Source organism: Embleya sp. NPDC127516 (assembly GCF_044765325.1).
In the GTDB taxonomy this organism is placed as follows: Bacteria; Actinomycetota; Actinomycetes; order Streptomycetales; family Streptomycetaceae; genus Embleya.
This window is the reverse complement of the sequence record NZ_JBIWJT010000060.1, coordinates 1-26,321: the sequence shown is the minus strand read 5'-3', so window position 1 is coordinate 26,321 and position 26,321 is coordinate 1. Positions and strand designations below refer to the sequence as shown.

Below are 26,321 nucleotides of genomic sequence, written 5' to 3'. Positions count from 1 at the left end.
GCAGGCAGTGTTGGTTGGAAGTGACTACGTCACTTCCAACCAACACCCAATCGCTACGCGATTGGTCGCCGCGCCTGGCATGTCCGACTCCCGACCGCATTGCTCAGGAACTGCGCTGGTAGCAAAGGGGGGTTCGCATCCGGGACCGTGTTCACTCCGGGGCCCTTGGGCCGGGACGCCGGCCCTGGAGCGAACCAACACCTCACAACATCATGGGACTTGAAACCGTCATCGCCAACCATCATTGGAAACAGGCGACTTCACCACCGGGCGGCCACTTCCAATATAGGTGGGAACCACACTACGGACAAGGCGATGCATCAAAACATGAGCCGGGTACGATTCGGGGAAATCCACGGGCCCCACCGGGGACATCGGACGGTCCGCTCCGCGGCCCCGCCACCACATCCAGCGAACGAACCATCACGCCGTGGACACATCGAACGGGTCCTCCACAGCCACCACGGCCCCGCCCCGGCAACCACCAGGAACCGCTCGACAAGCGACTCGTGGGCCCTCCTGCGGCCCTCGCGCCCGGACCCGCCGCCGCTCCCTGCCCATTGCGCGCAACGCCGCACGGCACCATCGACAGGCCCGGCGCCCATCCGACCCGAAAGTCGTGAGGAAAACCGGACAGGAAAACTCGGCAGGAAACCGGGGCGCACCGCAGGAACCGCCACGCCCACGGCGCCTGTTCGACTCAACCTCGCCCGACCGGGTGTTCCAGGCCTCGCCCGCCCGGGCCGCCGTCGGACAAGACGCGGGGCAGGAACGACGCGAACCCCCTCCGGGCACGGCTCCGACGCATAAACACACAGCCCACCGCGAGGAATGCACGAATCGCGCTGCGCGGCCTTCCCGAACCCGCGACACCGCGCGTCAACCGACCCACCACCGAAAGACACACCCGCCACAGCCTGAAACCAACTCCGGACCACCGAGCACAGACCGACGATTCTCAATCGGTGTCGCACCCTTGAGCCGGAACATCACACCCGAACTCGCCGTTGAGAAGCTGCAGTTCGAGCGGCCACCTGCGGCAGGCTCGCCTGCGCGACCGTCGTATCGCACGCAGCTGCAGGGGCGGGCGGTCGAGGCCGGCCGCCCGTCCTTCCGGGAACCACCCGCCCCTCTAATGAACTTACGACTTTTCCTCACAACTTCCTGGCGCTTCGGGAGGGGCCTGACCGAAGGGTGATCAGGATGGGCCGTCCGAACGACCGTCGACGTATGTCCTTTCGCCTGCGGTCTCACCCGCGGAGCCACGAGGGCGTCGTGCGAGCGGCGGAATGGTCTAGCCGGTGGAGCCGAGACGGCTGAAGGCCCAGCGGAGCACCTCCCGGTCGACGCGGGTACGGCCGGTACGTTCGAGGGCGGTGTGGGTGTGGGCGGTCAGGCGGGCCCAGTTGCGGAAGTTGCCGTGCGCGGCGTGGTTGTCGGCGAAGGTGATGTCGTGCGGGTCGGCGTCGGCCCAGATGGGGTGGTAGAGCAGGATGACGTCCAGGACCTCCTCGGGAGTAAGGCGGGTGATGCGCTGCCAGATGAAGATGCGAGAGGACAGCATCGGCTCCTTGCGCAGGGTCTGGTGGCAGCCCTCTCCTCCCACGAAGACGATCGCGACCCGGGTGTACGGGTCATCCCAGATGTAGCGGACGTATTCCAGCTGATCGCCGGAGAGCCACTGAGCCTCGTCCAGGACGAGGGTGCGGGGTCGGGCGGCGAGTTCGTTCTTGAGGAGGTGATCGAACTCGCCGGCGTAGCGCGGGGGCCGGCCCGGGAGTTCGAGGGCGGTGAACAGTTCCTGGCGCACCGTTCGGAGGGTGGGGCGGGTGTGGAAGGTGATGCGGCGGATGTCCTGGTCGGGTTCGAGCTCACGCAGGCAGCTGGTGACCGCAATGGTCTTGCCGAAGCCGGCACCGCCGTGGATGCACGTCATGGCGCGGGCGGCGATGGTGTCGGCGAGGTTCTCCCGGGCGGCGAGCAGCGCGCGGGTGGTCACCAGACGCGCGTCGGGGAGAGCGACGTACTGGTCGGTGGGTGCGGGTGGCAGGTGGTGGGTCATCGCGGGTCCTCGCGGGCGGAGAGCGGTTCGGGCGCGGTGGGTTCGGCTGGCCTGACGGGCCTGGTGGCCGTCCTCAGGACGTCGGGGGTGGCCCAGTCGGGCGGGGGTGGGGCGGGCGGGATCAGGTCGGGCAGCGCGAGCTTGCCGAGGTCGCCCTCGCGGTGCCGTGCCAGTTCCCGGGCGGCCTCGGGCGCGGTGATCGCGTCCAGGCGCTGTGCGTCGGCGGGGGTGGACGTGGGGGCGAACCGGGTGTGGCGCAGTTGCTCGGCGGCTCTGGCCTCGGCACGCAGGCGGCGGGCACGGGCCGCTCGGGCACGGCGCAGCGCGGCGCGTTGTTCGTCGGTGGCCTGGTCGGCCAGGTACGCGGTACCCAGGCGTCGGCCGTCTCGGGTGCAGACCTCGATCTCGTGGACGTGGTGCGGCATGAAGCGCACCGTGACCTCGTGGCCGGCCTGCCCGGTCATCCAGTCGGCGATGTAGTCGCGGTTGCGAAAGCCCACGCCGTGGCTGGTGATGACGCGGGGGCGGGAGTCGTCCTCGAGGGTGAAGGACCACACGTCCGCGGCCGGGATGTCGTTGAGCGGGGTCGGGTCGGCCTGCCATGCCTCGAGCGGGGTGCGGCCCTGGGGGCCGGCCGGGTGGTGCTCGGTGTTCCACCAGTGCGCCCAGGCCAGGAGTTCGGCGGTGAAGTCACGGAAGGACATCACCGGGCCCGCGGGTGCGCCGCCGGACCGTCGGCGGGGCTGTTTGGGGGTGTGGCCGGGCAGGGCGGCGAACAGCATCCGCTCCACGCAGCGGTTGAGGTTCTCGATGCCGCCCTTCAGGTGCGGGCTGTAGGGCGGGAGCACGGTGATGTTCGCGTCCAGCGCGGTGAGCGCGGTGGTCACGGTGCGGGAGAGGAAGTCCCTGCCGCGGTCGAAGCGGACGTGCTCGGGCAGGCCGCCGAAGGGCCCGTAGGGGTCGGTGCGCACGATCGCGGAACGCAATGCGGCCAGGACCGAGGCGCGTGTGGGGTAGCCGGGGGTGACGGCGACGCCGGTGATCGCCTTGGTCGCGCAGTCGATGAACCACGTGACGTACGGGTGGACGAGGTCGCCGTCGGCGGTCACACGCAGCGGGGCTTGGACGTGGTCAGCCTCCCAGGTGTGGTTGCGCCAGGTCCGGGGGCGCTTGGCGAACACGTCCAGCGCGCGGGCAGCTTCGGGGCCCTTGCGGTGGCCGGCCCGCTCCCCCGCGGTCAGGTCCCGGCGGAGTGCGCGCAGGAACGTCGACAAGGAGGGCAGCGGATCCAGCACCGGCACGGCGGCGGGCGGTGCGCCGCCCGGGAGCGGTACGCCGCCCGGGCGGGACGGTGGTGAGGCGGGGTCGCCGACCGGCGTGCCCGACCTGGTGGTCGCACGGGCACGGGCGACAAGCTCACGGTGGACTGCGGAGGCGTTGCCGCGCCAATAGGCCAGCAGCACCCGAATGTCCGGGGTGATCTCGAAGCGGTCGCCGCGGCGGGCGCCCGGGGAGGCGGCGGTGACGGGTGTCGTGGTGGCGTCGGCCAGCCAGCGCCATACCGTGCGGTCGGAGACGTTCAGGCACTGCGCGGTGGTGTGGACGTGCGCGCGGGTGAGGCGGTGTTCGGCGCGCAGCGCGAGGAGGCGGCGGACGGCCGGGGCGCGCAGGGCGGTCGACGAGACGGTGTCGAGGGCGGGCTGGGCCGGGGGTGTCGAAGACTCCCGGGTGCTGTCGTCGTGGGGGGTGGTCGTCATCGGAGTCCCTTTGTTCCTGCCGTGGGAGCGGTGGATCGGCACGGGTCAGGGGTTGGGGCCGAGGCGGGAGCAGGCCCAGGTCAGCAACGCGTGATCCACCGCGGTGTCCGGGTCCCGGCTGCGGGCGGCGTAGGCGTGGGAGGTGATCTTCGCCCAGGTGCGGAAGTTCCCCCGCGCATGCGCCTGGTCGGTGTGGAGCAGGTCCTCGTCGGTCTCGGCATCCCACAGGGGGTGGAACAGGCGTAGCACAGTGGGGACATGGGGCGGAGTCAGGCGGGGCACCTGCTGCCAGGTCAGTACCCGTGAGGCCAGGGCGGGGGCTCGGACGAGGGTGCGCTCGGCGCCGGCGCCGCACAGCACCAACGACGTCCGGGTGGTGGGTGCGTCGACCAGGAGGCGGAGGTAGTCCAGTTCGGGGGCGGCGATGCGTTGGACGTCGTCGATCACGAGCACGCCCGGGGATGTGAGGGCGTCCAGGAGCGCGCGGTCGGCCGCGTCGGTGCGGTTCGTCAGGGAGGTGGCCGGCAGGCCGAACGCCGTGAGCAGCGCGGCCCGCAGTTGGGGCAGGGCCGGTTTCACCGCGACCAGGGCGCGGTGTACCGGGACGCGGCGCGGGAGCAGGTGCAGGGCCTGGTGGAGCGCGATCGTCTTGCCGTGGCCGGGGTCGCCGTACACGCACATGATCCCGTGGGCGGCGGCGGTGTGGACGAGGGCTTCGGTGACCTCGCCGAGTTGGCGCGTCGACACGATGTGTGCGCCGGGCGTGTACAGGCGCGCGCCGCCGGCGAACGGCGAGGGTGGTGTCGGGGCGCCGTCCCGGGGCGTGGCGGGTACGACGAGTCGGGGTTGGGGTGTGGGCACGGGCCGGCCGGTGTCGTCGACGGTGTCCGGCAGGGCGAGCTCGGCCAACGCGCGGTCGTAGCGTTCCGGGTCGCGGCGGGCGTGAGCGGGCCGGGAGACCTCCAGGACACGGCCGGCACGCAGTTCTCGGCGTACCGCGTCGTGCACGGTCGTCAACGAGGGCACCCACCCGGCCTCTCGGCCGGGCAGAGCCTCCTGGGGTTGGGTGTGCATCCATGCGTGCAGCGCTTTCACGTTCCCGCCCAGGTCCGACAAGCGGGACCACAGTTGGTCGGTGAGCGTGAAAGCGACACGACCCGAGGCGGGTTCGGGAGGCTCGGGTTGTCGGGCCGCGGCCAGCCAACGCCAGACGGTGCGCAGCGATACCCCTGCCGTGGCGGCGGCGATCCGGGCGTGGACCGTCTCCAACGTCCCGGCCTCGTCCAGGACGAGAAGACGGGATGTCACCAACCGGCGTGTCAAGGCCCGGTCCCGGGACACGGACGCGGGTGACGACGCTTGTGCGGCGGCGGGGGCGAGCGGCGTGCGGGACCTGCCCGGGGCCGAAGACACCGGCGGCGGAGACGACTTCGCACTCATACCGCCAGCACACCCCGCCCTCGAGCCGAGCGACACAGGAATGTGCATCCCCACGTCAGCCGGGACATGCATGTGCTAACGACCTTGGGCGGACCACGACAGCAGTTTGGTCACCCCGTGACAGCCAAGAATCCCGCGTTCAGCCGGACAAAGCCCAGCTCAACAAGGGGAAACCGAAACCGGCACCGCTGACGCCCACCCCGCTGACACCACACCGCACACTCACAAGCTGGTACGGGGCGGTGCCTCACCCGCCTCAGGCCGTGATCGCCCATGGCGATGAAACTCGAACAGATGTCGCAGGTGGTTCTGTAATCGCGATCACTTACTGGCCGGTACTTCGGCCTGGTCGGCCTGTCGGATGAGACGGTGTTCGTCCCTTGCCTCGTGCGGTCTCGTCTCCGACTGTGGCGCACGGTTTCGGCTCTTTGTTCCAATCAATCCCAGGAGCGACTGGTTGTCAGAGCACGCACCTGGTTCGGGCATGTACCTCCGGAACCTGAAGATCACCAACTTCAGATCGTGTTCCGACACCGTCCTCGAACTTCAGCCGGACATCACGCTGTTGGTCGGCGAGAACAACTCGGGCAAGTCGAATCTCATCGAAGCGATCCGACTGTGCACGCAGGCGTTGAATCCGCGCAATGGCAGATGGTTCGAGGAGAGCGATCGATCCCACGGCGGGGAGACCGCAGACGTGGAGTTCGTGGCGTCCTTCGACGGTCTGACCGCGATCCAGCGGGCCCAATACTCAACGGCCTCGGACGTGATGACCCGCCAAGTTGTCTACGGCACCGTCTATCCACCGGAAAGGGGCGGAAGACGGGTGCGGCCGTCCTATACGGCGGGTCCGGTGGGTGGTGCGGATGCCGAACCGGAGAAGCGTGATCGTATCGCGCACGTCTATCTCGCTCCGCTGCGCGATGCACGTCGGGAACTCGATTCTGCTGACAACAATCGTCTGTTACGCGTCATTCAGCAGCTCACCGACGCCGACGAACGGGCGTCGTTCCTGGACCAGGCCAACAAGGCGTTCGACGCACTTGAGCAGGACGAGGCGCTCGTCAAGACCAAGAGGGCCATTCAGGGCCACCTGGACCGCCTCACGCGGCCTGTGCGTGGCCAGCAAGTCAGTGTGACGTTCCACGACTACGAACTGGCGCGACTGACCCGCGGCCTGCGTGTCAAGATGGCCGAGCACGGAGTCGAACCGGCCGACCTTTCCGAGTCCGGCCTTGGATATGCGAACCTGCTCTTCATCGCCACCGTCATCCTGGAGTTGCGCAACGCCAAGGACGCGGAACTAACGCTTTTTCTTGTCGAGGAGCCCGAGGCTCACCTGCACCCTCAGTTGCAGGCGGTCCTGCTCGACTACCTTCAGGAACAAGCCCGTCTGTCCACGAGGGACGATGCTCGGGAGCCGGCGGGGCGCATCCAGGTCGTCGCGACGACCCACTCCGCGAACCTGGCGAGCAGTGTCGGCATCGAGAAGATCGTAGCCGTGCGAACGACGACCGACGCCCGGGTGGTCCGAGACAACGACGGTCTTGAGAAGACGATGACCGTCCGCAGGACGCGGACGATGGCGCTGAAGAACGCTCGGTTGTCCGACTCCGAACGTCGCAAGATCGACCAGTACCTCGATGCCACCCGTGCAGGACTCCTGTTCGCGCGTCGCGTCCTGTTGGTCGAGGGAGTGGCGGAGGCGGTGCTCCTGCCGGTGATCGCCCGACACTGCGTCCTGAACGGCAATTCCGAGGAGGTCGCACGGCTGCGACGCGCGTTCCACGGCGTGACCATCGTCAATGTCGGCAGCGTGGACTTCGCTCCCTACATCACCTTGCTCCTGTCACAGATCGACGGCTGTCGCCTCGTCGACCACCTGGTCGTCATCACCGACGCCGATCCCGACGTCGATCCCGACCCCGCCGACGAGGAGCGAAATCGCGACGACGAACCCCACGAGGCCGTCGTCGATACATCGGGGCTCGAGGACCCCGCACACACAGACGAGGAACCGCGGGACGACGAGTCCGACAAATCAGAGATCGTCAACCGCCGGGCGCGCCTTCTGGCCCACGCGGACTCTCTCGGCGCGCGTGGTCTGCTGTATGTGGCCGAGGCACCTCATACCTTGGAAGCCGATCTCCTGACGCCGATCGGGAACGCGGAGATCCTTCGCGAGGCCTACCTGAGACAACACACACGCTCGAAGAGACACTGGACGACGATCATGGCGGACCCATCCCCTGCCACCGCGTTCTATCGCAAGTTGTGCAAAAGCAAAAAGTTCATCAGCAAAGGCGAGTTCGCCCACGACATCGCAACCGCCATCCAGGAAGGACGTCAGTTCACAGCCCCCGATTATCTGCGCGCGGCCATCCTCGCCGTTCTCGGCAAGAACCCGGAGGCCGAGAATGTCCGACCAGTCCGCAACTGATGCGCAGCGGCGTCTGGCCACGTCCACGGTGGGGACGTTCGCCGTGGCGTGTCCGGGTGCGGGGAAGACGAGGGCGATCGTTGCTCGATTTCTCGTCCGCACCCGCGAGGAATCGCGTCGGGGCGTCGCTCTCGTGTCGTTCACCAACACCGCAATCGAAGAGGTCAGGAGGCGCTGCGTCGGTCGCGACGATGCCATCCGTGCCCCGCATTTCGTCGGTACGTTCGATGGGTTCCTGCACAGGTTCATCGTCACCCCGCTGTTCCCTCACGTCTTCCGTGTCGCCCCGCGATATGTGCAGTCCTGGGCCGATGTCAGGGGTGCGAGCTTCCGGTTGCGCGATGCCGGTCGGTCACCGGATGTCCGGCTCGCTTGGTTCGACTTCGGGCATCACGGAGAGGCATCCCTGTGTCTTGACCGCGTCCCACAGCGCCTGGGGAGTTTCCGGGAGGTTCTCTCCGCCCGCAGCCAAGAGGTCGAGCAACGCGCCTCGAAGGTCTATTGCGGTCTTCTCGCCGCCGGGACGGTCAGCTGCGAGGCGGCGCGCGTTCTGACGTCCCGCTTCCTCACCCACCCGAGAAGTCGTGGCATTCTGCGTGAAACGGTCGGTGCCCGGTTCGTCGAGATCATCGTCGACGAAGCCCAGGATTGCGGGGAGGAGGAGCTCGCCGTCTTGCGGTTCCTGCAGGACTGCGGCGCCACCGTGGTCATGGTCGGCGACCCGGACCAGTCCATCTACGAGTTTCGACGAGCGCTCCCGGGAGAGGTACTCGCGCACGGGCGTCGGTTGTCCGAGTTCGTGGAGATGAGCGACAACTTCCGCAGTTCCCCGGCCGTGTGCAGCTTCAACAACGCCCTGCGCTCGGGGCCGATGATCGAAACATCCGCTGGCCCCCTGTCGCACGTCGAAACCCCGGTCTGCCTCGTCGGCTATTCCCGTCCTGGCGACATCGCCTCCGCGGTACTGGAGTTGGGGAAGGAACACCACCTCGGCACCGAGGAATTGATGGTGCTGGCGCACCGGGAAAGCGACGCCATGAAAGCCGTCGGCCAAGTCGACCCGGGTTCCCTCACGTCGAAGGCGAACCGGATCCTGGCCATTGCGGACGCAGGCTTCAAACTCCGATCGGCGGAGTTCGACGCGCGCACCCGGCTCGCGGCGATCACCTCGGTGGAGATCGCCATCGTGGAAGCCCTGGCAGGAACGGACTTCGGAAACCGGAGCCTGGACACCGTGTGCCGGGACAACGGCATCGATCCGCGATGGCTGCGCGACTTCGCCATCCGCCTGGCCACCACCCATGACGCTGCGGACAGTGACGCGCAGCCCTTCGCCGCGGCGGTCCGCGCCCACCTGGCCGACGCAGACTGGAACGGCGCAACCGTCCCGACCAACACCACCCGGATGTTCAAGGCACCCACCATCGAGGACTGGGCCAAGGTCACGGCTACCGAGAATCGGTCCGCCCTGGGATGCTCCACCGTTCATCGCGTCAAGGGCATGGAATTTCGAGGAGTTGCCCTGGTCCTGCCGCAACGAGCCAAACCCGACGCTCGGACCGGCCGCACCGTCCTCGACGACTGGGAAGGACACTTCGACAGCGAAGCCAGACGAGTACTCTACGTGGCCGGCTCACGAGCGCGTGAACTCCTCATCCTCGCCTCCCCTACCCGTGACCTCGACCGTGTCCGCCGACTGCTCGACAGAGATGGCGTGATCCACGAGCACCGATCCCCCTCGCCGTAAACCACTCGGGCCCGTCCCCTCCGGACCATGGGTTGATGGCTTCTCGAACGTGGCCGGGTCCCGGACGCGCCGCAGAGGCTGCGCGGCGGCAAGGTCACGGTGAGTGGCGACGCCCTGCTGGACGAGTTCGGGCGGCCAGCCCTCACCGAACGCGGGATTCGCCTCCTTCACCGCATCCACGACTGTGACCCGATGGGCCTCTACCAGGGCCGTCCCTCCCCCATCGCCGCCGGGAAGTGGGAGGTGCACCACAACCCCCACGACGACGACCACCAAGTGCGGATCCGCCTGCTCGACGGTGAGTTGACGCAGATCCCTGGACGCACGCGATCACGCCGCCACCCGTTCGACGACCGCACCTGGCAACACCTGCGCGCCACCGTCATGCACCACACCGACGCCGACATCCACGAGGCGAACCTCGCGGAAGCCCTCGACCGACTCATGCGCCGCGCCCGCACCGGACGCGCCACCCGTACCGAGCAACACCTCCTCACCTGCGGCAGACCCACCCGGATTCCCCCGCGGGCACGTTCCGTGCACGAACGGCGGGAGCAGGACCCCGGCAACACCGTCCCGGGGACAGGCGAGGACAGCCTCGACGAACTCGACGACGGCCTCGACGAGTCACCGCTCCCAAGCCCGGACGCCGACGAAGACGACCCCGACTCCCCCGCCCCGCCGTACACGGGGTACGGGCTCTACGACGCACACGAGGAGCCCTGAAATGGTGAGCCCCGGTGAGCAGTCGGGCGACGGCCCGAGTCGCGAGGGTGTGGACGCGACGGAACAGTCCCTGCCGGTCACCACCTGGCAGGGTTGGCAGGACTTCGTCGCCGCGGCACCACCCGCGCCACCCGAGCCCGATGCACCGCCACGCAGTCGGGAGGAACGCCTGGCCTATCACTCCGCGTTCGTGACCGTCCGCACCCCGACCATCGACACCCTCGCGGCGAACATACGCACCCCGATGCTCCCGGGCCCGGGGACGCCGGCAACGGACCACCGCCCGACCGGCGTTGATCGTCACCGGCCCCGCCGCGGCCGGGAAGACCACCGCCCTGCTCCACGTCGGACGCGCCTGCCACCTCGCGGAGGCCGCCCGACGGGGCGGAAGTACGCAGGGCCGGGTGCCGGTGGCGTACGTCCTCGCACCGCCCGGCGCGACCGCCAAGGCCCTCGCCACCGAGTTCGCCCGCTACCTCGGCATCCCCTTCACGGCCCGGATGACGCAGGCACAGATCACCGAAGCCGTCTGCCACACCTACAACCGGGCAGGGGTCCGCCTGGTCCTCATCGACGAGATCCACCGCCTCAATCCACGCACCACGACGGGCGCGGAAGCCGTCGATTTTTTGAAGGATCTGACCGAGCGCATCGGGGCGACGTTCGTGTACGCGGGCATCGACGTGACCGTCACCCCGTTGTTCGGTGGGGTACGCGGAGCGCAACTCGACGGACGCGCCTCGTTGGTCGAGTGCGGGGCCTTCCCCGCCCGGCTCGGCACACGCGAACCGTTCAAAGAATTGATCGCCGGCGTGGAAGCCGCCCTCGACCTGCACGCACACCGCGCGGGGACACTCCCCCGCCTCGCGCCCTATCTCCACCAACGCACCGCCGGCCGGATCGGCAGCCCCCTCCCGCCTCATCCGCCAAGCCGCGATCACCGCGATCGTGGACGGCACCGAACGCATCACCAAAAACCAGCCTCGACCGGATCCGCTTGGACCATCTCGCCGAAACCCGGCACCAGCCGCGATCACGCACGTCCGGACGGTAGACCGCCCTGCGACCCACGCCAAAACGCCGTGACCAGCACAAACACGATCCGGGCCTTTAGACGCACAGGCTATGTGCAACACACCCGAGTGTTCTCAACGAAACCACCACACCCCCAGGCCAAGGACCCCACAGCCCTCACCCAGACAGCCACGAAACGTTCTCAACCAACCAGCAACACCCCAGCCCACACCACCGCCCACACACCAACAACCACCCCCGGAATCACACAACGCCACACCGTACGGGGCGAGACCCTGGCCGCAGCGATCCGCACGTGCACCGTCTCCACCGTCCCGGCCTCGTCCAGCGCGAGAAGACGGCCCACCACCAACCGGCGTGTCAAGGCCCGGTCCTGAGACACGGACGCGGCTGACGGCGCTTGCGCGGCAACGGCGGACGGCGGCCGTCCGGGACCGAAGACACCGGCGGTGGAGACGACTTCGCACTCATACCCGCAAGCACACCCAGGCTCACTACTGGAGGAGCACCTGCATCCGCCGCGCGATATCAGCTGCCTTCAGCCGAACCTGGCCATCATCCAGCAGGCCCGGCATAGCAATGCCAGCTGAATCGTAGTCGTTTGCGACATAGAAGAGATCTGTCGCCGCTTGATACTGCTCGGCTGTTGGGTACGGATCACCAAACCCTTTGTACAGAGGGAGGCAGACGAGGGAGAACTCTGCAGGAGTTATTCGCTTTTCGGCTACAGCCCTCGCGAGGACCAAGAAAGGCTCCAATGACGCCACCTACAGCACCCCTCGCTGAGTCAGGTACCAGAACTGGTCTGAAGTCACATCCGTTTTCCAAGCTCCAAGCATCTCGCCTGTCTCAATATCCACCGAGACGTGACGCCCGGAGTTGAGGTCCACGTAATGCCGGGCAGGCGTCCCCCGATACGTTCCCCCGATCTGAACGTTCCCTGGATCCTTAACGAAGCCTTCCAGGGCCTTCGTAAATGCCACCTTGCTGTCTCTGCTCTCCTTCGCTGTGATTCCGAAATCGGCAGCATGTTTGAAATGATGGGGCACCCTGTTCGCATCGATCCAAATGGATCCGCACCCCGGGCCCGAGTTATGAACCAGGACCGGCGTCTGCCCCGCCAGTACATAGTACGTGTGCAGGTCGCCGACGGTGAGGTTGTGCACTCGCTGGATCTGTTGCCAGGAGCGTGTCGTGGAGACCCGCAGTGTGTCGCCTTCTGGGGTCGACAGGTGATCGCCGGGGGAAAGTTCATCAATCCGGGACCATTCTGCCGCGGTCGCTTCCCAGAAGGGATGGTGACCCGTGGCCGTAATCGAGGCGTCCAGGACGTCTGTCTGGTCACTGTCGACCTGGATCTCGGTGAGGTCCTTGAGGTTTTCGCTCGTGATCAGTGCCGTGACGGTCTTGGCTGTGGTCTCGCCGGTTTCGGGGTCAGTGGCGAGGACGGTGTCGCCGAGTTCGATTTCTTCGATCGGTTTGTGGGTGCCGTCGGCCATGAGGACCTTGGTGCCGGGCACGAAGCTCTGGCCGGGCACGCAGGACGGTGGCGTCGGCGCGTCAGGCATGTTTTCCGGTACGTCGACCCGGGAGCCTTCCTTCGCCCTTTCACCGGCCTTGGCGGCTTTGCGGACCGACGAGAGGACTTTGGCGATGCCGCCGATGGCCGTCAGGGCGGTATCGCCGCAGTCCCATGACCATTTGGGGTCTTCGGAGCACGCGATGATGGCCGGCAGCGGGTTGAGGGCCTCGTCGAGGAATTTCCAGGTGCTCTTTCCCTTCTTTCCGATCCAATCGCCGACATCGCTGGCGATGTCGATGGGGTTCCACATGTCCCCGTCGAACCCGATGCCGGTGGCGTGGCGGCCGGACTTGCCGGTTACGCCACCGGCGCCGCCACTCCGGACCTTGGGTGGGGTGCGGCGTTGGGGGGTGCGCGGGTGGTGGACTAGGACGGCCTTTTGGGAGCTGACGTTGATCAGCTTGGCGGCCTGTTGGGCCAGGCCGATCGCCCAGCGGACGAGCAGGCTGAGCAGTGCGAAGAAGTCGAATTCGCCGGAGGGGTCGGCTGCGGTGACGGGGTTGTTGTGGCCGTAGACGTAGCCGTTCATCTGGAGCGGGTCGGCGAGGTCGAGGACGGGGTCGACGGAGATGAAGCGGCCGAGTGTCTTGTCGTATTCGCGGGCGCCGAGGTGGGTGAGGCCGGTGCTGGTGTCGTTGGTGCCGCCGACGAATCCTCGGCTGCCGGGCCACATCGAGGGGGCGGTGCCGCGGTCTTCGCCGAAGGGCTTGAGCTTGCGGCGTTGTACGGGCATGCCGGGTGCCAGGCTGACGGCGGTGGTGGCGGTGCCGTGGTGGTCGGGGAGCAGGAGGTTGAGGGTCTTGCCGACGCCGGCGGTGCGGATCACGGTCGGGGCGCCGGCTTGGCCGTAGTAGCGGTCGGCGGTGAGGGATCCGTCCGGTTTGACGGTGATTTCGGTTTCGCCGAGGTAGAGGGTCTTGCCCTGGGGGGTGCGGCCGATGAGGCGGTTGCCGTCGGCGTCGTAGATGTATTCGCTGGTGCCGCGGGTGGGGTCTTCCACCTTGGCCAGTCGGTTGTCCGGGCCCCAGGTCAGGGTCTGGGTGTCGCCGTCCTCTTGGCGGGCGGTGGTGTTGCCGGCCGCGTCGTAGCCGTAGGTGTTGAGGGTGGAGCCGCCGGCGCCGGTGGAGGTGACCGAGGCGAGTCGGTGGCCGGGGCCGGTGGGTGTGGGGTGGTGGGCGTAGGTGCGGGTGACGTTCTTGGTGTCGTCACCGCCGGCGTCGTGCTGGGTCTCGGTCAGTCGGTTGCCGACGGCGTCGAAGGTGAACGAGTGCCAGTAGGGGTCGGGTCCGCCGATCTCGGTCTTGGCGGGCGCGGGTGCGCAGGTTTCCTGCGTTCGTGAGGTCCAGGCCTCGGTCATCTGGCGCAGCGCGTCGTAGGTGAAGCACTGGGTGTCCCATTGGGTGGTGGGGCCCGAGCCGGTGCCGGCGGTGACGGCGGTGACGTTGCCGATGGGGTCGAAGCGGTAGCGGGTGTCGGTGACCCGGTTGTCGGGGCCGGTTTCCTTGTCGTTGACCGAGCGGACCACGCGGCCGGTGTTGGGGTCGTAGTAGTTGGTGGTCCATATCCGGGTGGGTGCGGAACTGGCCGCGGTGCGCAGTACTTCGCCGTAGGGGCTGTAGGTGGCGTCGCTGACGTACCAGGTGTGGCCGCTGGTGCTGATCGGCAGGCCGTCGGCGTTGTAACGCACGACCAGTTGCTCGGGGGCCAGTTCGGCGGCGCCGGGCAGCGCGGTCTCGGCGATCGCGCCGGTGGGGGTGTAGGTGTAGCGGTATTCGTAGTTGCCGGCGAGCTTTCCCTCGTTGGTGGGGATCGTCACTATTTTGCCGGTGGGGCGGTTGTCGGTGTCGTAGCCGGTGGTGCGGGTGGTGTAGGCGTGTCCGTTGTCGTAGCGCGTCGCGGAGGTCGGCTGGCCCTTTTTGACGGTGTCGTAGACCCACTCGGAGATCTTGGGTCCGGTGATGTCGCCCTGGTGGACGGCGGTCTTGCGGGCGACGTCGTCGTAGACGCTGGTGAGGGTGACTCCGCGGGCGTCGGTGGAGGAGGTCTGCCGGCCGAGGTTGTCGTACGCGTAGGTGGTGGTGCCCTTGTCGGGGTCGTCGCTGCGGGTCATCTGGCCGCGGGCGTCGTAGGTGTAGGCCCAGGTGTTTCCGCCCGGGTCGACCACGCTCTTGCGGTTGCCGCGCAGGTCGTAGGTGTAGGCGGTCTGGGTGAACTGGGTGCGCTCGGCGTTGGTGAACTGGTCAAGGCGGACGGCGCGGCCGAGCATGTCGGTCCAGACCCGTTGGGCGGTGCCGCCCGGGGGCGGGATGCTGACGGTGTGGTCGCCGCCGTATTGCGTGCTCTCGCTGAAGGTCGGCTGGTGTGTGGGGGCGCCGGCGGTCGGCGGGTTCCAGGTGTCCTTGCGCAGGGGGCGGCCGAGTCCGTCGTAGACGTTGGTCTGCCATTTGGGGATCTCGGTGTCGCTCTGCGGCACGTACAGGGTGTCCGCGGGGGCGCCGGTGGCCAGGTAGGTGCCGTTCGCGCGGCGTACCGACCCCGAGGTGTTGTACAGGGTGTCGGTGACGAGCCGGCCGGCGTTTGCGCCGGCTTGCGTCTGGGTCTGCCTGGGTCGGAGTAGGCCGTCGTACAGGGTTTTGGCGACGCTGTAGGTGCCGTCGTCCTTGATGGTGCGGGTGGTGACGACGCTGGGCTTGGTCCCGGTGGTCTTGTATTCGTACTCGACGCCGGGGCTGAGGCCGGCGGCGACGCGGCCGGGCTGCCAGACGCGGATGAGTCGGCCGAGCGGGTCGTATTCGGTGCGGTGCACGTCGCCGGCGACGTCCTGGACGGTCAGTGGTTGGCCGCGTCCGATGTCGTTGGTGGTGACGAGGGTGTTGCCCAGGGGGTCGATCGTGTCGACGCGGGCGGCGGCGCCGCCGGTCTGTGGGGTGTAGCTGACCTTGGTGGTCTTGCCGTTGGTGTTGGTGGTGATCAGGCCTCGGCCAGCTTCGTCGAAGGTGATGTGCGACGCGTGGTCGAAGTTGATGCCGTCGGCGCGTACCTGGTATCCGTCGGTGGGATTTCCCTTGGTGGGGGGTTGTCCCAGCGGCAGGTCGTCGTAGGCGGTCTTGACGTCGTTGACGACGCGGTCGGGGCCGGCGGTGTCCGCGTCCGCGCACGATCCGGAGGTGGTGCGGGTTCGGACGATCGCGCCGAGGATGTTCGCGGCGATGTTGTGCGTGTAGGTGTTGACGACGCATTGTTCGTCGCCCTGGACGGCGAGGTCGCCGCTGTCGTCGGATCGTTCCGGAAGTCCGTGGACGGGGTCGAACGTGACGGTGGACCTGGCGGTTCGGGTGCGGCCGCCGTCGAGGTGTTGGATGGTGGTTTTTCCGGCCTCGCCGACCTGGTATCCGTGCAGGGTCGGCAGTCCGGTGCGCGCGTGGGTGGAGGTCACCCGGTGCCAGGGGGTGGTGAGTTCCCGTTCCGCGAGCTGTTGTCCGTCGTCGGTGTAGGTGATGGTCTCGGCCGGCATGCCCTGGTAGGGCAACAGGTCGTCGCCGACGACCGCCCCGGTGGAGTCCTTGACCTGGACGACGCGGTTCCCGCCCGGGATCGGGTCGCCGTGCATGCCGCGGAAGAAGCGGGTCTCGGTCTTGCCTGCGACCGTGCCGTTGGCGGTGTCGGTGGTACCGGTGCGGACGATCACCCGTCCGTAGCCGCGCCATTGGCTCCAGGTGAGCTGGCTCGGTTTGCTGAACTCGCTGTCGTCCTTGGCCCAGGCGGCGCCGTCGACGTATTCGTAGCGGGTGCTCTTGGTCGGCCCGCCGCCGACGAAGTCCTCTTCGTCGACCCGGGTGACGACGTACTTGTTGAACCACTCGGGGACCTTGGGGTCGGCCTCGTCACCGGGTTGCCACATCACCGGGTAGCAGCGGGAGCCGTTGGTCGCCGGGGTCGGTTTGGGTGCGGCCGGGTCACAGGGCGCGGAGTAGTGGACCCGGACGCCGCCGCCGGTCTCGGTGTGGATCGCGGCGACGCGCAGTCGCTCGAACCCGGGGCGGTCGTCCGTGGGCGCGGAGACCCGGTTGGGCATCGGGTCGGCGTTGGCGTAGAAGGAGACGGGCGGCATGGTCAGGGTGCCGCCGTCGGCGTTGCGTCCGGTCCGGGTGATGGACTCCAGCCACAGGGGCGGGTTGGTGTCGTAGCGGGTGTCCTGGAAACCCTGCTTGAACTCCCACGAGTCGACCATGCGGTACTCGTTGACGCCCGGCGCGGTGCTCACCTGTGTGGAGATCATGGTCAGGCGCTTGCGCGACCAGAACGTCGGCGAGCCCACGTAGCACTTGCCGGTGGACGCGCAGTACGTGTCGGCCGGGGTGTCCGGCCACTGCTTGGCGTCCTGGCCCTTCTTGGTGAACTTCTCTTCCGCGCAGTTGAACGTGGCGGTGACGATGCAGCGTTCGGCGGTGGTGAAGGTGACGCGCGCGGGGGCGACACCGAAGACGTTGTCCTTGCGCAGCCCGTAGTCGATGCGCAGCGGGTAGGCGGCGCGGTCGTAGGCGACGGGGGTGGCGAAGACGCCGTTCCTGGCGTAGTGGTTGGTCTCCTTCTGCCAGTAGAGGGCCATGGCGTTGCCGTGGGTGTCCTCGACGTAGTCCAGGTTCCAGCGCCAGCCCTGGACGCACGAGGAGTTCGCGAAGGCCGTCTGGTGGCAGGGCTCGTTCGGGTGGTTCCCGAACACGGGGACGGTGAGGACGGAGTCGGTGGTGGGTTTGCCCGTCGTCCAGCCCGGAAGCTTGTTCAGGCCGAAGTGGTAGCGGGTGCCGTCCGGGGTGGTGACGACCCAGTTCTCGCCGTTGTCGTCGCCGTTGCCCGCGGCGTCGAGCTTCTGCTCGATGCGGGTGCCGTCGTCGGCGCCGGGCTTCCATTTGCCCGTCGCGTCGTCCTTGATCAACGGTGTCGTCGAACCGCCCAGCGACATCACCGCGTTGTCGGTGCGCCAGCACAGGTCCCCGGTGTTCGTGGGGTTGTTGTGGCCGGCCGCGTCGTCGGCCTTGCAGCCCTGGTAGGCGCGTTCGATGAAACCGGGATGGTAGTCCCAGCCCTCGCCGAGCCACGAGGCCTGGTTGTTGCTGGTCGAGGTGCGCCCGTCCACCGACTGGGAGGAGTAGCCCACCGACAGCTTGGGGGCGAGATCGGAAGCCACGGGGGGAACACCGAGGGGGTATTCCCAGGAAAAGTTCCCGGAGGAGCCGCCCGCGGTCCAGGTGCCGGAGGGCTTGAGGTCGGTGGCCTTGTAGTCGCCGGCGTTGCCCTCTCCGCCACCGGTCGCGGCCAACACCATGGCGCCGCCGCCGGCCGTCGCCGCGCGGAGCGCTCCCCCCTCGCCGGCGGGCGGCGTCGTGGTGGGGTCGACGAGGGTGCTGACGCGGTCGGCCTTGGCGTCGTTGGTCGATGCCAGGTCTATCGGTTCGGCGCAGCCGGCTGCTTCGGGGGTGGTCAGGAAGCACTCGGGGAATTGCACCAGGCGCAGTCGGGAACCCCAGCCCGCGCCGTAGAGCTTCTCGAACGCCGCGTAGTCGACGGCGAGTTGGACCGCGGTGGCGTCGGGGCTGGGTTCGAGTTTCATCAGGACGCCGTCGATGCCGGCGGCCTCGGTGGCGGCGCGATCGGAGACGGTGACGGTCCAACTGCCCGACGGGGTGGAGGTCGTCGACGGCGAGGAGGCGGTGCGCGCGGCGGTGCGGCTTTCGGTGGTGGCGGGGCCGATCAGGATCGGGAGTCCGCCGACCCGCTTCAGGCCGGGCTCCGGGGTTTCGGTCGCGTCGGTGGTCCGGGCGGTCGAGCCTCCGCCACCGATGACGATGACGCCGGTCCCGCCGTCCGGGGCGGTGGTGCGGTCGAGCTTGTACTCCTGCTCGGGGGCTGCCGGAGGCCGGTACTCCGCGGTGCTGTCGGCACCGGGGACGGGCTTGTCCTTCTGCAGTTCCGGGAGTTCGACGCCGCCGCGCGGCGCGCCGGCGACCGCGGAGGCCTGCGCCGTGATCAACGTGGTGGTCATCACGGTGGCCACGCACAGTGCCACGGCACGGAGACCGCCGCCTATTTCCCGCGATTTCCTTTTGCGGTTTCGGGCATGGCGCTGCCCGGTCACATCCACGAACAGCACGAGAACCCCCACCCCGGCGGGCATTCCCCGGTGCCCGCGCCACAAAAGACGAGCCAGATCCTGCCGGCGCGCACCCCCCGAAAGCCAGCCCCGGAATACGAGATGACTTAGATCACTTTACTTTCCGTAAACTTTGTATTTAAAAGCTCATGAATCACAGCAAGCCGGGGCCCTTTCCCTCCAACCGGTCGGTCGACGCATCACATGCCCTACGCATCCATTAGTCAACAAAAAGACCCGATGGCGGGTCCAGGGCGTTACTTTTCCGATGATTCATCCCCAGGAGTGGCACGGACGGGCGACGGTGTGGACGCACATCGGAAGGGCCTCGGTCGGAAGCCAGCCGAGCAGCGAACTCCTCACGTCCACCCCGCTGCTCGACCGGCTTCGACTTTCCGTGCGTGACGCGCGGCCCCTTGGGGGGCCATGCTGTGCTCGGTATTTCTGTGCCCGCGTTTTCACGTGCGGGTTACTTGTTTCGATCTTCGGTAAGCGGCCGTCTATTCACGCAATGACGGCCGGGGGGTTTCAAAGGGTGGGGTGGATGGCCGTGAGACGGCTGCGGTTGGCATGGCCCGGTAAACGGGCTCGGGTGGGGGTCGCGGCCGCCGTGGCCCTGGCGGTCGGAGCCGGCGGTATCGCCGTGCTCGTCGACGACGACTCGGACAAAGGAAAGAAGCCGTCCGCTCCCGCGGCGGCCCCGCCGCCGGTGGAATCGGCGATCACCATCGCCGAGACCAGGGCACAGAAGCAGGCAGCCGCCACCGGGCAACCCGTGTTGGTCACCGAGACGCTGACCGCCACGGGAACCACGCACGCCAATCCCGACGGCACCTTCACCCGCGACGAGGCGGTCAAACCCGTACGGGTGAAGCGAGACGGCCAGTGGACGCCCGTCGACACCACCCTCGTTCCCGGCGCCGACGGATCACTGACGACCAGGGCCACCTCGGTGGGCCTTCGCTTCGCGGGCACGCCCGCGCGCCCGCCGGCAGCCGACGACCGGGCCGCTCGCGACGCGACCCGCCCGACCGCGGTGACCGCCGAGCCGACACCCGGCACGGACACGCGGCTGCTGGAGATGAGCGTCGGCGCGAGCCGCTTCGCCATGCACTGGCCGGGCCCGCTGCCGGCGCCGATCGTGCGGGACTCGCGCGTGCTGTACCCGGACGTGCTCCCCGACACCGACCTGGTGCTGACCGCCGGCGACAACGGCTTCTCCCAGGTCGTCGTCGTCAAGTCGCGGGAGGCGGCGACCGATCCCAGGCTCGCCGAACTGGGGCTGCGACTCAGCTCCCCCGACCTGAGATTCACCATCGACGACGCACGTGTGGTGCGCGCCGTGGACGCGAGCGGCACCGAGGTCGCCGCCGCACCGACCCCCTACATGTGGGACTCCGCCGGGCACCCTCAGACGCCCTCGGCCACAGGCCTGGACCTGCCCGGCCTGGGCGGGCCCGAACAGGGCTCCCACGACGCCCTCGTCGGCGCCCGTCTCGACGCCGACACCCTGCGCCTGACACCGGATCGAACCCTGCTGAGCGCGCCGGAGACGACCTACCCGGTCTTCATCGACCCGTCCTTCAACGGCCAGACCGAGGCCTGGACACTCGCCTACAAGACCTACGCCGGCAGTTCGTTCTGGAACGGCGCGAACTTCAACGGCGGTACCGACGACGCCCGTTCGGGCCACGAGTCGCAGTCCAACGGCACCTCCCAGTCGTTCTTCCGCCTCGACTGGGACGAGAACGGGATGCGCAACGTCGCCGTGCAAAGCGCGACCTTCCGGGTCATGAACCACCACTCCTGGTCGTGCGAGAAACGAGACGTGGAGCTGTGGCTCACCGGGTCGATCAGCTCCGCGACCACCTGGAACAACCGCCCCGGCGACGTGGTCATGCTCGACAGACGCAACGAGGCACACGGCTACAACGCCTCCTGCCCGGGCGACTACATCGGCTTCAACGCCAAGGACGCCGCCGAACGCGCCTCCGCCGCCGGCTGGGCGGACATCACCGTGGGCATCCGCGCCGGCGATCAGAACGACGCCCTCGCGTGGAAGAAGTTCCGCGACGACCCGGTCCTGACCGTCGTCTACAACCGCCCGCCCAACCAGCCGACCAACCCGACCCTGACCCCCGGCGGCCCCTGCACCACGACACCACCCTTCGCCCGCGTCGGCCTCACCGACGTCCGACTCACCGCGCAGGGCAGCGACCCCGACGGCAACCTCGACCGGATCCGGCTCGACGTCTGGCGCACGGGCACCTCCGACCACCTGTTCGCCGATTTCCTCCGGCCCGACTCCCGCGGCGTGATCACCCACGACATCCCCGCGTCGCGGTTCGTCGACGGCGCGACGTACTCGTGGAACATGCAGGCCCACGACACCTCCGGCGCGGTCTCGGACCCCAACGGCAAGGCCGGCGGTTCCATCCACTGCCAGTTCACCGTCGACCAGAGCGCTCCCAGCGCGCCGGAGATCTCCTCGCCGCAGTTCCCCGCCGGCAAGGACGGCGACTGGGTCGGCGGCGCCGACTTCGGCACCACCGGGGACTTCACCTTCAAGTCGGGTGACGGCAGCGACGTCGTCGAGTACGCCTACAGCCTCGACACCACCTCCTTCACCAACCGGGCCAAACCCAACTCCCCCGGCGGCGTGGCGACCCTGAGGATCATCCCCCCGCACGCCGGGCCGGCCGTGCTCTACGTCAAGGCCATCGACGCGGTCGGCAACCGGTCCACGCCCACCGCCTACACCTTCTTCGTCGAGCCGCGCGATGCCCTCGACGGCCCGATGGACTTCACCGGCGACCAAAAGCCCGACCTCGCCACCGTCGACGGCTTCGGCAACCTCCGCCTGTACCCGTCCTTCTCCGGCGGCCGGCTCAACGAATCCCTCGACGCCGCCGGCGTGACCGACGGCAAGGTGCCCGCCGGACACTTCACCGGCGCCCTGGTCACCTACAACGGCGACTACTGGGGCGGCGACGGCCTCCAGGACCTCGTCGCCCGCATGCCCGACGGAAAACTGTGGATCTACCCCGGCAACGGCCGCGGCGGCATAAACGCCGGCGCACGCATGGAACTGCGCCTGCCCGCCGGCGCGCCCGCCCCGTCCACGTTCACCCAGCTCCTGTCCCTGGGCGACGCCACCGGCGACGGACACCCCGACCTCATGGCCGTGGACACCGGCGGCACGCTGTACGCGCTCACCGGCTACACCGGCGCCACCATCGCCAGGATCGAGACCGTCGCCACCGGCTGGCAGGACTACACCATCCACGGCGCCGGCGACATCACCGGCGACGGCGCGTTCGACCTGCTCGCCCGCACCAAGGCCGGCGACGGCAAGCTGTGGCTCCACAAGGGAACCAAGGAAGGCAACGGCACCCGCCTGAACTCCCTCGGCTCGAACTCCACACGCATCGAATACGCCGGGAGCGGATGGCAACAGACACAGGTCGCCCAGATCACCGCGATCCCCGACGTCACCGCAGACAACATCCCCGACCTGTGGGTGCTGCGCACCAACGGCGACCGCGTCTTCCACCCCGGCCTGCGCACATCACCCGGCAACCCCACCAACGCCACGGGCGAAACCTCCTGGGACCACTGCCAGGACTTCGCAACGGCCGGCGGAACACAACGGGTCTGCGGCCCGATCCTGACCAAGTACCTCGACATGGGCGGACCGAACGGCCAAGCCGGCGCCCCGACGACCGGCGTGAACACCACCCCCGACACCGCCGGGCGATACACCCACTTCGCCAACAACGCCTCCATCTACTGGAGCCCGGTCACCGGAGCCTGGGCCGTCACCGGCGGCATCCGCACCCGATGGTCCCAACTCGGCTGGGAAAGCGGCCGACTCGGCTACCCCCACTCCGACGAATTCGACGTCGCAGGCGGCCGACGCAGCTCGTTCCAGAACGGCTACATCCGATGGAACGCCGCCACACAAACCGCCACCGACCACAACCCCAACGACAGCACGAGCACACGACGCAACGAATTCTCCGGCGACTTCGACGGCGACCACCGCGCGGACGTCCTGACCGTCTACGACTACGGCCAGGCCACCACCGCGTTCTTCGTCTCCCCCGGCAACACCGACGGCACCATCGGCGCCCCCCGCCAGGCATGGGTCAGCGTCGCCGGATACTTCGACACGACCCGCGTCAAGTACACGATCGGGGACTTCGACGGCGACGGACGCGACGACATCGCCGCACTCCACGTCTGGACCGACGGCAGCACCTCGCTGTTCAAGTTCATGGCACGCCCCGACGGCGCCTTCGCCGACCCCGTCCCCGGCTACGTCACACCCGCCGGCAACTGGGACTGGAACCGCGCCATGGTCATGGCCGGCGACTACAACGGCGACGGCAAGGACGACGTCGCCATGGTCTACGCCCAGGTCCCCGACCCCGCCAACGGCACCACCTCCGTCCACACCTGGGTCGTCCGCAGCGACGGCGCCTTCGACACCCCCGTCCCCGGCTGGCAATCCGCCCCCGGCACCTGGAACGCCGCCTCCGCCAAATACACCGTCGGCGACTACAACGGCGACGGACGCACCGACATCGCCGCCCTCTACGGCTGGGCCGACACCAGCGTCACCCTCCACACCCTCCTCGCCCAACCCGACGGAAAACTCGCCGCACCCGTGCAATCCTGGCGCGGCGCCCCCGGCACCTGGGACTGGAACCGCGTCCAACTCACCACCGGCGACCACAACGGCGACCACCGCGTCGAAGCAGGCGCCATGTACGACCTCGGCGGCGGCGTCACCCAATACCGCGTGTTCCCCACCACGACCGGCGGACTGTTCACCGACCCCACCCTCGCCTGGCAATCACCACCCGGCACCTGGGCAACCAGCGCCGCATGGGCCGTCACCGGCGACTACAACGGCGACGGACGCACCGACATCACCGCCATGTACGAATGGACCGACGGCTCCACCACCACCAACACCCTCACCGCCAACACCGACGGCACCCTCAACCAACCCACCCAAGGATGGCGAGCCCCACCCGGCACCTGGTAACCCACCCAACCCACACCAACCACCGGAGCCCGGCACGCCACGCGCGCCGGGCTCCGCCCATTTCTCGACCCGAAGCCATCGCGGCAGTCGTCCGCCCTCTGCCCAAGCGGCGACACAAGCCCACAACGCAAAGCGACACCGCCCCCTCGACTCGCGAGGCAGGACACACTTCGCCTCGCGCCGGTCCATCGGTCGGTTCGTGTCCACCGGGGCGCCCGAATCGGCTCGTCCCATCGCAGCGTCGCGGCAACGGGCTGTCGCCCCCGCGAACGGCGACCTGGTCACGACGGTCGTCACGGCGGCGCGGATCTCCTTATCTCGCGCTCCGGTCGACGGGTCAGCGTCCTCGTTCGCCGCACTCCGCCGGACGGACGACGCCACCGTCGACGCTCTCCCCAATCGGTGCGCCCACAAGGCGCACGCACGCATCCCCACACTCCTCCACCGGCGGATACTCGACCACCACCGACGTGATCGACACCCTTACGCCCGCGAGGTGCAGTTCCCCTCGCGGTGGCTCGGCGGGGAGTACGCCGTCCAGGATCCCGAACGCGACCGTCCCGCCCTCGGCCGCGACGGCTTCGCAGACGTCGAACCGCCAATGGGCGGCGGCCGAACCGAGCAGGTCCCCTCCCGACCTCCCCAGCGCCACCAAGACCTCCCGACGACCGCGGACGACCTCTGCCACGGCGCAGCACAGCGGCGCGTGGTGGCCGGCCGCCGTGCGAACGCGGTCGAATCCCGGGATCGGCGTGGAGCACGTCATCTCCCGGAGGAGGGTCACCGCCGCCTGACGGGCCTGGGGTCGTCCGTGCTCGGCGATGTCCGGCAGGAATGGCGCGGCCACCACCGCGGCCGGGAACACGGCGGACATGTGGCTGTGTGGCAGCGTGCTGTTGGACAGATGGGACGCCGCCTCGGCAGCCTGGGAGAGGTTCGTGGCCGAGGCGAGCGCCCGCAACCCCTGCGCGGGGTCGAGGAGTTCGTACCGGGCATGCCCATCGGCGCCTCCGAGCCGGGCTGTCGGGCCGAACGGGGTCGGAATCGCCGCCCAGTCCACCGTTTCCATCCGGCTCGTCAACATCGGGACATCATTCCAGCAGACGCCCACCCGTCCGAGACCGTTCGCCCGCCCGGGCGCCCGCCCGGGGAAATGCGCCTGTTCCGCACGGATCCCGGACGGTGCGTCGCGGCCATCACTCAACCGAGCCGGCGCCGGTGAACCGAGGCGTCGGTCCGGGAAGTTCGTGTCCGGTCGATACGAGTCCCGCAGTGGGATCCGGGGCGGATGCGCAACTCGGGTCGGGCGTTGTTCCGGGCGAATCTCCGCAGCGCCAGGATGAGAGTCATGATGAACGACGATGTGGCTGTGATCGCGCTCCTGCGTCGGCTCGACGACGCGGATCATCCGACGGGGCCGCGAGAGTACGACGAGCAGGCGATCTCGGCCATGCTCGACCGGCTGGTGTCCCGATTGGAGGCCGACTTCGCGACCCGCTGCCCGGCGCAGCGCTACCACCGCAACACCGTCGAGTACGCCCGTGTCGTCGTCCCGGGCGAGGCGACGGTGTGTGGCGAGCGGATCGTCGTCTCCGTGAGCAACTTCGGCTCGCTGGCCATGGTGGCGGCGGAGAACCCCGGCGCGTACCTGGGCACCGACGACGCACGCGAGGAAGGCGCCCTGGACCTCGGGGACCTCGCCACCGTGGAACGCGCCCTGACCGACACCGGGTACGTGGTGGTATCGGAAGAACTGCTTCACACCCGCTACGACAGGCCCGCACCGCTGCGCACGGACGCGCGGTGGCCGGCCACCTGGTGGGACCGCTACTTCGGCCACCCATAGACCCGACAACCCCAGGCAACGACGCGGCGACACCGAAGGTCAACGCACCCCTCCGCCACAGGCACGCGGAGCGGGTGCACAGCCGGACGCGGCGCGCTGCCAGGTCCGGCGCGGCTCGCAAGACACGTCGACGGCGAACGGCGGCCTCGAACCACAGGGCACAGGCGCAGCCCCGGGCACATCATGTACGGCAAACAGGTCGTTCCGGTACTCCGGGGGCAGGGGTCACGGTGCCCCGGAGCACGATCTCAGTCGGGGCGGCGTTGCGGCGGGCAAGGCGAGCCGGGCGGGCACCCCGGAGTGCTCGGTGTGGACGGGATGGTCGGCGAGCACCTCGACTCCACCGGGCTGCGGAAAGGAGATCCCCACCATGAGCTGTCGTTCAGCTCCGACGGTCCGGGCCGGCAGCCCTGACGCCTGGCCTGTCGCTGTCATCCGGAGGTGAGCGCCAAGTCGTGGACCAGGAAGTGGAGTTGCTTGTC

The 26,321-nt window shown here is 68.6% G+C and carries 10 protein-coding genes and 1 pseudogene; 6 read left to right on the top strand and 5 right to left on the bottom strand.

Features of this window, described 5'->3' with window-relative positions:
* Positions 1-1,294 precede the first annotated feature (1,294 nt).
* Genes ACIRL2_RS50090 through ACIRL2_RS50080 form a run of 3 tightly spaced genes read right to left on the bottom strand, consistent with a single transcriptional unit; the run spans position 1,295 to position 5,127 of the window.
* Positions 1,295-2,062, bottom strand: a complete 768-nt coding sequence (locus ACIRL2_RS50090) for an AAA family ATPase (protein WP_402242253.1) — start codon at positions 2,060-2,062, stop codon at positions 1,295-1,297.
* Positions 2,059-3,819, bottom strand: coding sequence for a Mu transposase C-terminal domain-containing protein (locus tag ACIRL2_RS50085; protein WP_402242250.1), 1,761 nt, complete (start codon positions 3,817-3,819; stop codon positions 2,059-2,061). The genes ACIRL2_RS50090 and ACIRL2_RS50085 overlap by 4 nt, the downstream gene beginning before the upstream one ends.
* 45 nt (positions 3,820-3,864) lie before the next feature.
* Positions 3,865-5,127 (bottom strand): AAA family ATPase, encoded by a 1,263-nt coding sequence (locus ACIRL2_RS50080; protein ID WP_402242248.1) that lies wholly within the window; start codon positions 5,125-5,127, stop codon positions 3,865-3,867.
* 589 nt (positions 5,128-5,716) lie between these two features.
* On the opposite strand from ACIRL2_RS50080, the gene ACIRL2_RS50075 reads away from it, so the two are divergent.
* From ACIRL2_RS50075 to ACIRL2_RS50060, 4 genes and pseudogenes are all read left to right on the top strand, one after another.
* Complete coding sequence (locus ACIRL2_RS50075) at positions 5,717-7,699, top strand: ATP-dependent nuclease (RefSeq protein ID WP_402242245.1); 1,983 nt, start codon at positions 5,717-5,719, stop codon at positions 7,697-7,699.
* On the top strand, positions 7,677-9,446 hold the full coding sequence (locus tag ACIRL2_RS50070; RefSeq protein WP_402242242.1) for a UvrD-helicase domain-containing protein: 1,770 nt from the start codon (positions 7,677-7,679) through the stop codon (positions 9,444-9,446). Before ACIRL2_RS50075 ends, ACIRL2_RS50070 begins: the two co-directional genes overlap by 23 nt.
* A 99-nt stretch (positions 9,447-9,545) precedes the next feature.
* Positions 9,546-10,172 (top strand): hypothetical protein, encoded by a 627-nt coding sequence (locus ACIRL2_RS50065; RefSeq protein ID WP_402242239.1) that lies wholly within the window; start codon positions 9,546-9,548, stop codon positions 10,170-10,172.
* 1 nt (position 10,173) lies between these two features.
* Positions 10,174-11,226, top strand: a pseudogene (locus ACIRL2_RS50060) (TniB family NTP-binding protein).
* 748 nt (positions 11,227-11,974) lie between these two features.
* On the opposite strand, the gene ACIRL2_RS50055 reads toward ACIRL2_RS50060, so the two are convergent.
* Positions 11,975-18,856, bottom strand: a complete 6,882-nt coding sequence (locus ACIRL2_RS50055) for a polymorphic toxin-type HINT domain-containing protein (RefSeq protein ID WP_402242236.1) — start codon at positions 18,854-18,856, stop codon at positions 11,975-11,977.
* 628 nt (positions 18,857-19,484) lie between these two features.
* Here ACIRL2_RS50055 and ACIRL2_RS50050 point away from each other — a divergent pair.
* Positions 19,485-23,993: an FG-GAP-like repeat-containing protein gene (locus ACIRL2_RS50050; protein ID WP_402242235.1), complete on the top strand. Its 4,509-nt coding sequence runs from the start codon at positions 19,485-19,487 to the stop codon at positions 23,991-23,993.
* Between the two features lie 337 nt (positions 23,994-24,330).
* Here ACIRL2_RS50050 and ACIRL2_RS50045 read toward each other — a convergent pair whose 3' ends face one another.
* The gene (locus tag ACIRL2_RS50045) at positions 24,331-25,077 is read right to left on the bottom strand and encodes a hypothetical protein (RefSeq protein WP_402242232.1); all 747 of its coding nucleotides are present in this window, start codon (positions 25,075-25,077) and stop codon (positions 24,331-24,333) included.
* Positions 25,078-25,341: 264 nt separating this feature from the next.
* Between ACIRL2_RS50045 and ACIRL2_RS50040 the strand changes: the two genes are divergently transcribed.
* Positions 25,342-25,839, top strand: a complete 498-nt coding sequence (locus ACIRL2_RS50040; protein WP_402242230.1) for a hypothetical protein — start codon at positions 25,342-25,344, stop codon at positions 25,837-25,839.
* Positions 25,840-26,321: the final 482 nt, after the last annotated feature.